Raw genomic sequence first — 14,532 nt, 5'->3', positions numbered from 1 at the left:
TCCCAACCTTTTTCGCTTTATAAAAAGGACACGCTTCCCATATCGGAATAACGTGTCCTTACGATGTGACGTCAAATATTTTAAGCCATATAATCTGCCATCTACTCATGAAATAGAGGAATTAGACATAATCTGCTTCAGCTTTTCCGTTGCCCGCTTCTGAATACGGGAAACGCTCATCTGCGATACGCCCAACGTCTGTGCAATCGCACGTTGAGATTGACCGTCCTGAAATGCCAGAAGAAGCACCTTTTGTTCCTGCTCCTTCAGTTGGCTTAAAGCCTGCTGCAAATCCATTCGTTTTTCCACAGTGTCATAATCGTTAGCATCCGAGCTAATGAGCTCGCCTAATGTAGCTGCACTCTCTTCCTGGGATAAAGGCGAGTCCAGTGAAACATAGTGATAGCACTCACGGCCTGCAAGCACCTCAATCGTTTCTTCCACGGTAAGATCCAAATAGGTTGCAATCTCATCCACATTGGGTGAACGTTCCAATTTAACGGTTAGTTCATCAATAGCATGTTGAACAAGCGCACCCTTTTCTTTAATGCGGCGAGGAACCTGGATGTACCAGGATTTGTCGCGCAAATAATTTTTCATATGTCCCAGCATACTTTTCATAGCGTACGGTTCAAATGGGATACCCAAGCTGATATCGTATTGCTGAAGCAGACGTATCAAAGCCATCTGACCGGTCTGATATAAATCCTCGTATAAGTCCGGACGGTTACGGGAGATCTTCCCAGCAGCCATCTTGACCATCGGCTCATACTTACGGATCAGCACGGTAGCAATCTCGTTATCTTTTGTTTGCTGGTACTCCCAGATTAGACCAACGGCTTCATCCATCGACTCCGGGGGAGTTACCTTTTCATTCATACTCTTTCCTCACTTCTGGTCAGTCGCTTTACAAGCACCACTTCGGTGCCTTTTCCTGTCTCATTCAAGATATGGACATCGTCCATAAGCGCCTGCATGAGATAAAAGCCTAATCCGCCTATCTGCGCATCATTCAACTCCTTGTCATGCAAGGATGCGATACGGGACGGGTCCTCCACACGTTCAAAGCTCTCCCCTTCATCTTTGACACGAATGGACAACGAAACTTCATCAAATTCGAATATTACTTCCACGACTCCCCCCTCATGACCATATGCATAAAGGACAGAGTTATTACAGGCTTCCGATACAGCCACTTTCATGTCTTCAATATCCTCATAAGAGAATCCCATTTTCGCGGCAATACCGTATAAATTTAATCTTACAATATCAACAAAGTCAGCAGTTGCCGGCAAATTAAGAACTACTTTTTGAATTTGAGCATTCATTTCTTTTTCTTTCCTTTCCTATTGGGAATTCTCCTGGGGGACAAAGAATTTGGCAATACCGGTCATATCAAACAGCTTTTGAATTTGAGGCGGTACCTCTTGAACAGCAAAGCGAGACTCCATCCCATGCCTTGCTTTTAAAATGGATAACAAGATACCAATCCCCGTGCTGTCAATGTATTTAAGGTCTCTCAAGTTAATAATCAAATCTTGGCTGGACTCCCCCACCAAAGGCTCCATCACCAGACGAAAATCAGGTGCTACCGAAAGATCCAACTCTCCACTCAGATAAACGGTATTTACGCCATCGGTTGTTTCTGTAATTGCATTAAACTTCTCATTTTTATTTGTATTCATAGGCCTACTCTCCCGAAAAAAGATTTCCCTACATACTAACCCATTATACGATCGTTTGAATCACGGTATAACTTTTTAAACACTACCAAATGCCACCATCTAGGCTTCATTGATTTGTTCTTTACCCGGCTGCATTGGAAAATGGTCCGGAGAATGCCGTAGCAACGCCTGTTTTACACTGCTGATTTTAACGGGCTTACTGATATAATCGTTCATCCCAGCTTCAATACATCGAGGCTGAATACCCTCCATCACATTAGCCGTCATGGCGATAATGGCAGGTTGGGATCTTCCCGCCAATTGCTCACGCACTCTACCCGTACACTCCAGACCGTCCATCACAGGCATCTGCAAGTCCATAAAGATATAGTCATAGTCCTGATTCGCCATGACCATATCAAGCGCCTGTTGCCCATCTGCTGCCACATCTGAAGCTAAACCGAGCTTATCCAGTATATTAACCATCAGCTTCTGGTTAATCGGATGATCATCTACGACCAGTACAGGTTTACGGCTTGGAGATTCCCGATGTGGAATTTCCCAGTCGTGGCTGGACTCCCCCTCCAGTTCATTTTCCTGAGCAAAGCCAAGCTTCATTGTAAAATGAAACGTCACGCCCTGTTCTCCGCTCGTATCTACACGGATATCTCCGCCCATCATATTCACTAAGGTTTTACAAATGGCGAGTCCTAACCCGGTTCCACCATATTTACGCGTCATTGAAGAATCCAGTTGGGAAAAGGGCTGAAACAGCCTCCCAACCTTAGCGGGATCAATACCAATGCCTGTATCCTTCACAGAAAACTCAACGGTAAGTCCATTGTCGCTTTGCTCTTTGACAGATGCAAAGACGTACACCCCGCCCCGGTCTGTAAATTTGACGGCATTGGATACCAGGTTAATCAATACTTGACGCAATCTTCCCATATCTCCGAATAACACAGGAGGCATCTGTTCATCGAGGAAATAAACCAGTTCCAAGTTCTTTCGGTTCACCTCTACCGTAAATAGGCTGAAAACTTCCTTGATACAGGAAACCAGATCAAAAGGATATTCCTCTACCTCCATTTTGCCTGACTCCAGCTTAGTGAAGTCCAGAATATCATTAATGACTGCTACCAGCGCATCTGCACTACGACGGATGATATCGGCATATTCCTGTTGGTCGCTTTGCAACTCCGTCTCCATCAGCAAATCAATCATGCCAATGACGCCGTTCATAGGTGTGCGGATTTCATGGCTCATCATTGCCAGAAATTCCGTTTTGGCATTGGCAGCAATCTCTGCTGCCTCCTTGGCGGCAATCAGTTCGCTGTTCATCTTCTCCAGCTGCTGGGTCTTCTGATGAAGCAGCATGGACTGTGTCTTCAAGCGCTTGTTTGTCAGATACATTTGCACGAAGCCTTCAATTTTGGACTTGAGAATTTGAGGGATGAACGGCTTCACCATATAATCAATACCGCCCGCTGAATACCCCGCAAATAAATGCTCCGCTTCCTTGCTGTTAGCTGAAATAAAGATAATCGGAATATCCTTCGTTTTCTCTCTGGCCTTGATTAACTTTGCGGTCTCAATTCCATCCATACCTGGCATCTGTACATCGAGGACTACGATTGCAAATTCATCTTTTAATAGACATCGCAGCGCTTCTTCCCCGGATGTGGCCTTTACCAAATTATATTGTTCACTCTCCAGCACCGCCTCAAGAGCGAGCAGGTTCTCAGGTCTGTCATCTACCAGCAATATATGAATCGGTTCATGAAGCCCCATGGAATCCTCCTAAGCATCTCTATTTAATCTTCCGGTAAATTTTTTCTATCCGGTCCAGCGGCTCGTAGGAATCACTATAATCGGTAAAATGTATGGATTCCTTGGCCCCAAGCACCAACACACCAAAATGACTCAAACTATCATAAAACAACCCATGCACGTGGTTGCGAAGTTCGTCGTTAAAATAGATCATGACATTCCGGCAAAAAATAACATTGAACTCGTTAAAGGACCGGTCAGTCGCTAAGTTGTGCTCCGCAAAAATAATATTTTTCCGTAAAAAAGGATGAAACATCACTGAATCATACTTGGCTGTATAATATTCAGAGAACGATTGCGTGCCCCCGGACTCCAAATAATTTTTGGTATACAGCTTCATTCTGTCGATCCCGTATACGCCTTCCTTCGCCTGCTGTAAAGACAGGTTATTCATATCCGTCGCATAAATGCGGGCCTTATCATATAAGCCTTCTTCATGCAGCAAGATCGCCATAGAATATACTTCCTCACCTGTGGAGCAACCTGCATGCCATATTCGAATGTACGGATACGTTCGCAAAATAGGAATGATTTTCTGCCTAAAATTCAGAAACAGCTCCGGGTCACGGAACATCTCGGTCACCGGAATGGAAAGGCTTTGCACCAGTCTATCGAAGGCGCTGCGATCATGCAGCACCTTCTCCTGAAGTCCTGATATCGTGCTTACATTCTCGGACTGCGCATGATAATAAACACGCCGCTTAATCGATGGCAGAGCGTAGTTACGAAAATCGTAGCCGTACAGCCGATGTATACCTTCCAGCAACAGCTCAATCTCAATCAATTCCCGCTCAGTATCATTCGATTTCACTTCATTAGCAGCATTATCCGCCATATCCTTAGATGTCATAATCTCTCTCCAATTCCTAAATAGGTTTTGCCTGTGCCGCTCCAATCATGTGTCGATTTATATTACCCAATTTTTTGGGTTACGAATACAACCACACCCGCATTAATGATAAAAGCTGTTCGGTTTGAATCGGTTTTTTTACATAATCGGAAGCGCCTGCCTCAATACACTTGGAACGATCATCCTTCATGGCCTTGGCTGTCAGGGCAATAATAGGCAACTTCTCGAATTGTGGCATTAGCCGGATACGTCGCATCGCTTCATATCCATCCATTTCCGGCATCATCATATCCATCAGAACCAGATCAAAATCAGGTGTCTGTTCCAGCAGTTCCAGTGCTTCTCTTCCATTTTCCGCAAAGGTAACCTCCATACGATAGCTTTCCAGCACGCTGGACAGAGCAAATACATTGCGAATATCATCGTCTACCAACAATATTTTTTTATCTTCAAACAGTTCTTCCTTGTTGTATAGCTTCTGCAAAATTTTGCGTTTATCCTCAGGAAGATTCGCCTCTACACGATGCAAGAACAACGTTGTTTCGTCTAAAAGCCGTTCCGGCGATTTAACATCCTTAATAATAATAGACTCTGCATATTTGCGAAGTTGCGTTTCTTCTTTGCTATCCAGATCTTTGCCTGTATAAATAATGATCGGCAGATCAGTTAGCTGCTCGTTCTCTCGAATACGATCCAGCAGTTCAAAACCAGTCATGTCGCTCAGCATCAGATCCAGTACCATGCAGTCATACCGCTGGATAGCCAGCTCATTCAGTGCTTCCTGACCTGTCGATACCGCCGTAATGGCAACATCATCATGATCGATCAGCTCAATAATGGATTTACGCTGATTATCATCATCTTCAACCACAAGGAGACGTTTGACCATTTGGTCCGTATACGATTTTATATGTGAAAATGCCTTATCCAGACTTTCCTTCGAGGAAGGCTTTTTGAGATAGGCAATCGCGCCCATCATTAAGCCCTGCTTCACATCATCTATGACCGAAATAACATGCACTGGAATATGACGTGTCGATGAATTTCCTTTCAGCTCGCCCAAAATGGACCAGCCATCCATCACAGGTAATTGAATATCTAGTATAATAGCGTCCGGCAAATAAGATTGAGCCATGTTGAGCCCATCGTCTCCTTGGAGAGCGATCAGTGCTTTAAAGCCCCGGCTACGGGCCATATCGTACAAAATATTAGCAAAATTAATATCATCCTCAATAATCAGCAGCACTTTATCCTGCGAGGTAATCTCGTTTCGGTCGTCCCCCGGATGTATAATGTCCTCCGCTTTGTTTTTCGAAGGCATCTGATATAATGGCAACCGTTTAGCAGGCATAATCATGGGAAGGTCCGTTTCTACCGAGGCTGCGACACTCTCAAAATCCGAATTCACATCCGCACCGTTAAATTCCTCTCTCGAATTAGACTCCATATCCTCAGCCGTTGGTGTTTGTTCCGGCAAATACAATGTAAAACAACTGCCCTGTCCCTGCTCGGATTCCACCGTAATAACGCCGCCCAACAATCTGGAAAGCTCGCGGCTGATCGACAGACCTAGTCCTGTCCCCCCGTATTTCCGGCTGGTTGTACCGTCTACCTGCTGGAAGGCTTCGAAGATCAGATCCGTTTTATCGGAAGCAATCCCAATGCCCGTATCACGCACAGATAGAGCCAGATAGGATCTTCGTGGATTTAGCAGGCCAGGAAGCTGCTCTCCGTTTGCCCGAGATACATTGAAACGAATAGAACCTTCCGTGGTGAACTTGAAGGCATTAGACAGCAAATTACGTAAAATTTGTTTGAGACGATAACCGTCACTGATAATGGCATCTGGCAGGTTCTCTTCAATTTCGGTATGCAGTTGAAGCTCACGTTTGGCTGCGACCGGAGCAAAATTCTGCTCCACAAACAGTTCCAGTTCCTTCAAATGGACCGCTTCATGGTTAATATCCATTTTTCCAGCGTCCACTTTGGATAAATCCAGAATTTCATCAATCATTTTCAACAAATCCGCGCCTGACATATAAATGGTTTGTGCATATTCCACTTGCTTTGGCTTGAGATTGCCTTCCTTGTTCTCAGACAAGAGCTGAGAAAGAATAAGCAAGCTATTTAGCGGAGTACGCAGCTCATGAGACATATTGGCCAAAAACTCGGATTTGTATTTGCTTGTAATTCCTAGCTGCATGGCCTGTTGCTCCAACTGAGCTCGTGCATGTTCGATCTCGTCGTTCTTTTCTTCCACTTCTCGAACTTGTTCTTCCAGCGCTCTAGTTTTGGCAATCAGTTCAGTATTAAAATGCTCCAATTCTTCCTGTTGACGCTGTAACAACTCCTCTGAACGCTTGAGCTCCTCTGTTTGCTCCTCCAAATTTTCGTTGGAGCGCTTGAGTTCCTCTTGCTGAGTTTGTAGCTCCTCGGACTGGCATTGCAATTCCTCAGTAAGTGCCTGGGATTCGCGCAGCAATTGCTCTACACGCATCCGTCCCTTGATATTGTTCAGAATGATCCCCAAGCTCTCTACTAATTGAGCAAACAGCTTCGTTTCCAGATCACTGAAGCGATCCAGTGACGCTATTTCTATAGCACCGATGCACTCATCCTCGAACAAAATAGGGAAAATCATAATTCCCACTGGCTTACTTTCTCCTAAGGCAGAGCCTATGGACAAATATCCGTCAGGAGCCTCTGTAATCAAGATCGGCTTACGATCCAGAACACATTGTCCGAGCAACCCTTCGCCCACATGGATAACGTCCCTAATCGAATTTTCGCCAGTCACCTTTGCATAGGAGCCGTATAACTTAAAACGGTTGTCTTCTACATCTTTTCCTTGCAAATAGATGGCTCCATAGCTGCCTCCCAAGATGGGCGTAAACTCACTAATGAACATCTGAGCAACCTGCTCCAGTGAATTTACACCACGGAACAGCTCAGTCACCCGAGCAGTATTGGCATTAAGCCAAGTTTGATCCTTCTGCGTTTGAAGGACGGAATGCTCGAATTTCCGCTTTTCTTCCAAGTCCCCGGCCATTTGTTGAAATACACGAGCGACCTCACCGATTTCATCTTTGGAGGCAACACTCATTCGGCTGATGGCCCTGTACTTTCCCTTGCCAAAACCATTAATCATGAGACTAACGATATTTAGACCTTTGGCAATGCTTGGGAGCACCCACAAAATAACCAGTAAGCCCATGATCAGACCGGCGGCCATCAGAATTGTGGTAATCTGTACAGATTCCTCATAGGCCTGATTGGCTTGCTTCATGTCGTTATCAATCTCCCGATCCTGAAAAACGGCAAGGGCATTAATGCTGTCCATTGCCTCCTCTTGAGCAGGCAAACCAGTACTATTGCGAAAAGCGTTAGCCTCATCAATGCGATCTTGTCCCAGCAAAGAAACTAACCTTTGTTCGTAACTCAGAAATTCATTCCAGGCGACGGCTACCCGATCAACCTGCTGCTGCTCTTCACTGGTGCCTGAATTTGTTTGCAGACTTGCCAGCACTTTCGTTCCAGTAGCGGAAATATCATCGAGCTCACGTTTGGCCTCGCCGACGGAGGAGCCCGGATTTAAAATCAGGTTGGCCATAACTTTGGCCATATCATTCACCTGACCACGAATAGCCGTTGTTTTCCGGACCTTCACATATCGGTCCTGGTAAACCTGATTCAGCTGCTCATTCAGGCTCCCCATACGGTCATAGCTGATTAGCGTCAGCACAAGGAGGATCGCCATGAGCGATCCAAAGCCGATCAGCAGTTTATTTCTGATTTTCATGCAAGCTCTCTCCCTCTTTCAATGAAATCCAGATCAGGCACTTATCATCATCGCGATCCTGTGGCGCCTCATTACGAAAAAATGCATCCAGCATCGCTTCTTCATTCCAATCCTCATACTTACGTAGACACTCAGTCAGATACTCCAACTGCTCCTCATATTCACCTTCCACCGCTTCCAGCAAGCCATCCGTATACAAAGCGATATGTCCAGTTCCTTCATAATGAATCGTGTGCATTTCTGCATCAATCTTATCAAACAAACCAACCGGGCTACATGCACGGTCAAATTTGGTAATGCTGCCATCCTGGTTGAACAGCAAACCGGGAGGATGTCCCGCATTTACATAGTCAATTCGCCGTGAACGGGTATCAATCACCATATAAATCGCCGTAAAATAATACTGTACCAGCTGCTTGCCCAGATCCAGTTGATTAAAACGACGATTCAGCTCTTGTATGACTTTCTCAGGCTCCACATATGTGGTCACCGTATCCTTAAGTACAGACGCAATGAACATGCAGAACAGCGAGGAAGAAATGCCATGCCCCATCATATCAAGCAAAATGATGGCATATCGCCCCTCCCCTAACGGATACCATGAATATAAATCCCCTGCCAGTTCAAAGGAAGGCTGATAGAGCGCATTCACTTGCAGCACCGGGTCCTGAATGGCAGGACTAAGCACCGCCTGCTGCACCATCGCGGCCAGCTTCAACTCATCCTGAATTCGCTGATCCCGATCCTTATGCCAGTCCTTCTCCTGTTTGAGTCGCAAAGCAGACCGGATTCGCGCCATTAGCTCTACCTTGTTGATCGGCTTCGTGACGTAATCAACGGCTCCCACATCCAGAGCTTCGGCCAATTTTTTGGAATCGCCTACTGCCGTTACCATAATAATCGGGATATCTTTTAAATGCTCATATTCCTGCACAATACTGCAAGCTTCAATGCCGTCCATTTCAGGCATCATCATGTCCAGCAGCACCAAATCAATATCTGAAGGACGGGGTCGAAGACTAATGGTACGATCGCCGATTCCCAGATGCTCCAACATTTCTGCGGCCGAGCTAGCAGAGATCACATCCCGATAATTTTCTTTTTTCAGTATTTCACGAATAATAATGACATTCGTCGGGTTATCGTCAACAATTAGAATTCTCATTGGCCTCTCCTTATCTGTAACTCATGTATTATACTATACCTGCTTAAACGGCAACACCCTTGTTCATTAGAAGTAGTGTTTCCGTAAGAAGGCATTCCAAAAACATAGATAAGGAATGAGGCTGGAACCCCATTCCTTATCTATGTTTTTGGAGGACCCGCGAAACACTTGTGCTGCGGTCAACATCCTCTTTTTCGAATCTAATGCCACTCTGCTTTTATGGTGAACAGCAATATCACGCTTTTTTAGCAATGACCAGCACTTTACCCTGATCCAGTTCTTTTTCATAAAAGTCAGCTTCGGTATCTGTAAATCCCAAGGAAGTAATTTTAGCGCGAAGCTCATCGCCGCGGGAACGGAACAAGTTGGCTAATGAGTCGAAAACGCCCTCTTCCTTAATCCCGATTTCCTTGGCATCCACCGTATCAGCAATACGATCTGTCCGATCCTGATCATGAGCGAGCACGAACACATCCTCATAACGATAGCCCGTGTTACGCAACTCATTTACTGCTTCAACGGCTTGTACACCGTTATCTACCACTTTGGCATAAGATTTATGATTGGTCTGATTCATGTTTCTCACGCTCCTTTAAGGATTGACTTCTCTGACTATTACACTTCACACATCCATTTGAAACTTCCATGTTATGTCACGCCTCGGAAATATCAATTACCATTCCGTTTCATCAAAAAACTCGACATACTTAGGTTTATCAGACGTCTCATCCATAAACACTTTGATTGCACGTTGTCCGCGTACATAGACCTCTCCGTCTTCCGCCGTGAATTGCGAGCCACCCAGCGCCTGATCCAGCGTTTTCCGTTGCAGCGGCAGCCACTCATCATTTACCTTGATTCGACCGGCAGCAGGGTCTACATGCACATAAGAAACGACGTCATCACGCATACCAACTACAACATCTGGATATTGGTATTCTGTAGAAAGCAGCAGCATATCCTTTTTGACTCGTAGTGGCTTGCCCAGCTTTTTCAATACATCGGCACGTGTATCATCCAAAGATATGCCATTTAAGGTATGAAAATCTGCTGGTACAGCATGTGGAGCGGGTATCGTCTGCACAGTCCTAACCATATGCCCCGCTGTTTGCGGGGAAACGGTTTGCTGAACCGTATCCTGTCCGGAAAAGGGAGTGAGCAAACCAGCAGCTAGTAATAACGTCTTCATCATAAATCTCACCCTTTCAATGAATTTCCTGTAGTTTACGGTTCAGCCACTATGCTACTGACGCATTTTCTGCCACACCCCAGCAGCGATGTCTACATAACCCAACCAGTTTTTACCCGGCTTGGCCGCAGGCTCCTCATAAGTCGCATTGTAGCTCTGAACCGTCCGCTCCGTTGCGGTCAAAGGTCTATTCGGTGTCGTTGCCTTAATCGCATTATCCGTTCTGGAAGTATTACTCGCAGCGCTATGCGATTTCTGAAACCGTGTCATTAACGCTGTTGAAGCCTGCTTGGCAGCCAGCGTCACTTCGCTGAGTACCTCCCCCAAGTTTCTAACCGATTCCATCACTGGCTCCACTTGCTTCAATTTATGATCAACATCTGCGGTGATGTCATTCGCATGTCGAACCGTTTGTTTTACTTCATAACTCAGTTCATCTACCGTTTTTTGCACATCCTGTAAGGTTTGAGTCACCTTATCCAGTGAGCCTTGTGCTGCTTTCAACGTTTTAATGAGGAAAATAACGAGAACTGCAAATGCGATAGCAATAATAAAAATGCTGACCTGTGTTAACATGGCGTAACCTCTCTTTCGTCTTTCACGATGATGTTTATGATTACTGCATAGTTACCCTTTAGATTCAGACACGAAACAACGTCCAGGCTGGCTTCTTCTCCGCTCCAAACGTTATGATTCACGGACTCTCGCACCGTTTAAAACAACATATAACGATGGCACAGCCACGAGTAATCTATAGAAGTCACCGTCATCTGCAACCACGCTCTATCGGGGCGTGAGTATGCCACATTATATACAATTAAAGGAGGATACAGAACATGCTAAAATGGTCCGCTTTATTCTTAATTTTTGCTGTGATCGCCGGAATCTTAGGTTTTTTTGGTATCGTCGTGTCCATAGCTGCTACAATCGCTAAAATATTATTTGTGATATTTCTGGTGTTGTTCGTCATTTCACTCTTTACCGGAAGAAGACGGGTTTCATAGTTATCGGATGCTAGCTGTACAAAAGCAATATTCTAATGTTTATAAAAAAAGGATGTTCCCACCCTGGTCAACAGGGCTGTGGAACATCCTTTTTTGATGCAGCTTTTTTACGGTTAACGGCGCTTTTATTGAATCACGCTGCCCCCAAACAGGAAACGGTCCTGCCAAGGCTTACTGAAATCCGTAACTTTTACACCGCCACCCGCTACAGAAAACGTATGGAGAAGCTTGTTGTCTCCCAAATATACAGCTACGTGTGTAATCGTTTGGGAGGAATTATCCAAGGACGTGTACGCCCCAGAAGATGCATTATAATTTGTAAAGAAGAGTAAATCGCCACGCTTCAGCGTAGTCATGTCCGTATTCGGCTGACTGTTTTGCTTGATCCACTCACCCTGTGAACGGGAATCTGCCGGAAGCTGGATACCTACAGCCTGACGGAAAATTTGACGGGTAAATGCCGAGCAATCAAAAGTAGCCGTACTGTTACGATCCGAACCATATTCATATGGAGTTCCGAGATAAGTCATCCCCGTATTAATAACCTGCTCTATTGCAGCCGCTGCATCACCGGAAAACATGTTCGTAGTTGACGCAGGAGATGCTGTCACAGGTATTGCGGTAGTATCAGGAGTGGTTGTCACCGGAGCAGACACAGGCTGCTGCACAACAACGCCCTCGCCAATACGAATATACTGTGGAGACGAGCTGACGTAGCCCACTGTACCATCAGCATTGGTAACCTTGAACCAATAAGCATTACTTGGATCGGTAATCGTAACGACATCCCCTGCATTCAAATAGCCCAAAACCTCGGAAGAAGTGGATGCCTCCGCCCGCAAACGAACGGACGTTTGAATCGTGGCTTTCGTTTGACCGGCAGAACTATTCACTGAGGCCACAGCCTCTTTAGCTGAAACATTTTTAAGTGACTCTGTGGCTTCCGATTTACGAGTGGTAGACGGGGTGACAGCAGCAGCGACACTGGTAGCGCCAATTTTTATGTACTTGTCAGAGCTGCTAGTGTATCCGGTTACTCCATCAGAAGTCTTGATCTTGTACCAATAGCTGTTTGTTTTCTCCAATACCGTTACGGCCTCTCCCTGCTTCATAAAGCTGACTACATCCCCTGTAGTCGAAGGACCGGATCTAAGCTTTACAGCCGCCTGAATAACCGCCTTCTGTCCTGTGGATGCTGTTGATGCCGCTGCGTCAACCTGACCCGGCGCCACATGAATTGCTGCCAACAGCGCGGCTGACGTCATGAGCATTCCCATCACGCGTCTTCTCAATGTTGCACCTCCTGGCTGTTTTTACGAATTTGAAGAGCATATCCAATTCCGACGAATATAGCCGGACATGCCTTCATTATAGTAAAAGCAGCAGGAAGAGAGATATAATCCAAACGTCACAAAAGGAAGCGTATACGCCTTTTTCATATAGGTCTAAAGTCACTTTTAACACTAAATATTCAATAAATAATCTATAATTTGGGTTCTACATGGACATGGACATGCATCGTATTATGAACCTCTTGCAGACGTTCCTCAATCCGGTCGCTGATTCGATGCCCTTCAATCAGGCTGAGTTGCGGATTGACCTCAATGACCACATCCACCAGCGCATGATTACCATGTACACGTGCCTTAACGTCCCGAATTCCCTCTACTCCAGGTATACAGGCAATCGTACTCCGTAAGTCAGACAGCTCTTGCTCATCAAATCCATCGGTCAAGCTGTGCGTGGAATCCTTAAAAATATCCCACGCTGTTTTACAAATGATAAATCCTACCGCGATCGCAGCTACAGTATCCAGCCAGGGTAGGCCGAACTGTGCGCCGATAATGCCAACTGCTGCCCCAACACTGACAAGTGCATCCGATAGATTATCCTTGGCCGCTGCCAGCAAAGCCTTATTGTTAATTTGCCGTGCCAGTCTGTTATTGTAAAGGTACACTCCCAGCATAATCACTGCACAAATCACAGCTACACCCGCGGAGGTGATATCCGGTATTTGCTTTCCGCCCTTGAAAATGCTCCCGATCCCATCAATAAGCACCTGCAAACCGACGACAGCCATAATAAAGGACGCCAGCAGCGCCGCGATCGTTTCTGCCCGAAAATGTCCATAGGCATGGTCAGAGTCCGGTGGCTTTTGGGAAATTCTCAGTCCAACCAGTACAGCAACCGACACTACAATATCGGTGACATTATTGAAGCCATCCGCCCGCAACGCGCTAGAAGCAAATATATATCCGCTAATCAGCTTAAAGGCGGACAACAAGAGATAAGCAGCAATGCTCACCCACGCCCCACGCTCACCTTTTCGTATCTCTTCATAGACATTTACCACAACGTAGGACACTCCTTCAAATATATAGTTCCCAGCAGAACGATCTCACCGGGCCCAAAAATAAAAATAGCAGCGTTGCTGCCCTGAATAATATCAATTTTCTTTGGTTAACTGTTATTTTCAGGATAGCAGACGAACTTTGTGTGGGTCTAGAGAAACAGTCTTTCCGCTCTGCATCGCTGTAGTAACAACGAAAAAGTATTGCCAGGCCCCATTCCTGTAGGTTATACAAAACATTTTTTACTTCACGCAAAAAACAGAGGTTTTCTCTTCCAACCCACCCCAGATGTGTGTTATCATTGTTGCCCTTGTCCCTTCTTTTAAAAACGTATAAAATGAGGACACAGCCGCGTTTTTATTCAATCCAGCATGATTGACATGAATTTGGCGGCAACAGGAGGAATTTATTCATGAGCGATGCTAATGAACCACGTAAAGTTAATCTCGCAGATGCCATTCGGGAAAAGCTGGCACAAAAAAAACAGCAGTCCGGCGCTTCACAGCAGGGCGGCTTTCAAGGCGGTTCCGCCAAAACACTGAAAAGCCAAAATACGAAGAAGCCGAACAACCAACGTCGTCGTACAGGCGGATCATAAGCCACCTCATAGCCTTTATAGGGTACCAAAGGTCTGGCGAAGTCTATCTTACCTCACTGCCAGAACCAAGTAAGCTATGGGC

Annotated in this window: 14 protein-coding genes; 2 read left to right on the top strand and 12 right to left on the bottom strand. The window is 45.6% G+C overall.

Annotation, left to right across the window (positions count from 1 at the left end; genetic code table 11):
- Positions 1-105 precede the first annotated feature (105 nt).
- The 10 genes from MKX59_RS05215 to MKX59_RS05170 all read right to left on the bottom strand — a co-directional run bounded on the left by MKX59_RS05215 (position 106) and on the right by MKX59_RS05170 (position 11,073).
- Positions 106-879, bottom strand: a complete 774-nt coding sequence (locus tag MKX59_RS05215) for a sigma-70 family RNA polymerase sigma factor (protein WP_013311929.1) — start codon at positions 877-879, stop codon at positions 106-108.
- A complete protein-coding gene (rsbW, locus tag MKX59_RS05210) occupies positions 876-1,328 on the bottom strand; it encodes an anti-sigma B factor RsbW (RefSeq protein ID WP_023990271.1) in 453 nt (150 codons plus the stop codon). Before rsbW ends, MKX59_RS05215 begins: the two co-directional genes overlap by 4 nt.
- A gap of 18 nt (positions 1,329-1,346) precedes the next feature.
- Entirely contained in the window at positions 1,347-1,685 is a 339-nt protein-coding gene (locus MKX59_RS05205; protein WP_023990272.1) for an STAS domain-containing protein, read from the bottom strand.
- A 99-nt stretch (positions 1,686-1,784) separates the two neighbouring features.
- Positions 1,785-3,455 carry a response regulator gene (locus MKX59_RS05200; protein ID WP_053326085.1) on the bottom strand — a complete coding sequence of 557 codons (1,671 nt, stop codon included), beginning with the start codon at positions 3,453-3,455 and terminating at the stop codon, positions 1,785-1,787.
- Positions 3,456-3,474: 19 nt separating this feature from the next.
- Positions 3,475-4,344 carry a CheR family methyltransferase gene (locus MKX59_RS05195; RefSeq protein ID WP_023990274.1) on the bottom strand — a complete coding sequence of 290 codons (870 nt, stop codon included), beginning with the start codon at positions 4,342-4,344 and terminating at the stop codon, positions 3,475-3,477.
- A 79-nt stretch (positions 4,345-4,423) separates the two neighbouring features.
- Positions 4,424-8,143, bottom strand: coding sequence for a response regulator (locus MKX59_RS05190; RefSeq protein WP_076264994.1), 3,720 nt, complete (start codon positions 8,141-8,143; stop codon positions 4,424-4,426).
- Complete coding sequence (locus tag MKX59_RS05185; protein WP_023990276.1) at positions 8,127-9,308, bottom strand: PP2C family protein-serine/threonine phosphatase; 1,182 nt, start codon at positions 9,306-9,308, stop codon at positions 8,127-8,129. The genes MKX59_RS05190 and MKX59_RS05185 overlap by 17 nt, the downstream gene beginning before the upstream one ends.
- Positions 9,309-9,543: 235 nt before the next feature.
- Positions 9,544-9,885, bottom strand: a complete 342-nt coding sequence (locus MKX59_RS05180) for a general stress protein (protein ID WP_023990277.1) — start codon at positions 9,883-9,885, stop codon at positions 9,544-9,546.
- Positions 9,886-9,981: 96 nt separating this feature from the next.
- Complete coding sequence (locus tag MKX59_RS05175) at positions 9,982-10,500, bottom strand: hypothetical protein (RefSeq protein WP_053326087.1); 519 nt, start codon at positions 10,498-10,500, stop codon at positions 9,982-9,984.
- A gap of 51 nt (positions 10,501-10,551) precedes the next feature.
- Positions 10,552-11,073, bottom strand: coding sequence for a DUF948 domain-containing protein (locus MKX59_RS05170; RefSeq protein WP_013311938.1), 522 nt, complete (start codon positions 11,071-11,073; stop codon positions 10,552-10,554).
- A 260-nt stretch (positions 11,074-11,333) separates the two neighbouring features.
- Between MKX59_RS05170 and MKX59_RS05165 the strand changes: the two genes are divergently transcribed.
- Positions 11,334-11,501, top strand: coding sequence for a DUF1328 domain-containing protein (locus tag MKX59_RS05165; RefSeq protein ID WP_023990280.1), 168 nt, complete (start codon positions 11,334-11,336; stop codon positions 11,499-11,501).
- A 125-nt stretch (positions 11,502-11,626) separates the two neighbouring features.
- On the opposite strand, the gene MKX59_RS05160 is transcribed toward MKX59_RS05165, so the two are convergent.
- Positions 11,627-12,793: a C40 family peptidase gene (locus MKX59_RS05160; protein WP_053326089.1), complete on the bottom strand. Its 1,167-nt coding sequence runs from the start codon at positions 12,791-12,793 to the stop codon at positions 11,627-11,629.
- Positions 12,794-12,984: 191 nt separating this feature from the next.
- The gene (locus MKX59_RS05155; protein WP_028541844.1) at positions 12,985-13,854 is read right to left on the bottom strand and encodes a cation diffusion facilitator family transporter; all 870 of its coding nucleotides are present in this window, start codon (positions 13,852-13,854) and stop codon (positions 12,985-12,987) included.
- A 410-nt stretch (positions 13,855-14,264) separates the two neighbouring features.
- Here MKX59_RS05155 and MKX59_RS05150 point away from each other — a divergent pair, with 410 nt between their 5' ends.
- Positions 14,265-14,450 (top strand): hypothetical protein, encoded by a 186-nt coding sequence (locus MKX59_RS05150; protein ID WP_013311941.1) that lies wholly within the window; start codon positions 14,265-14,267, stop codon positions 14,448-14,450.
- Positions 14,451-14,532: the final 82 nt, after the last annotated feature.

The organism is Paenibacillus sp. FSL R7-0340, assembly GCF_038002205.1.
Classification (GTDB): Bacteria; Bacillota; Bacilli; order Paenibacillales; family Paenibacillaceae; genus Paenibacillus; species Paenibacillus polymyxa_B.
The sequence above is the reverse complement of the archived record's forward strand: the minus strand, read 5'-3'. Positions and strand labels throughout refer to the sequence as shown.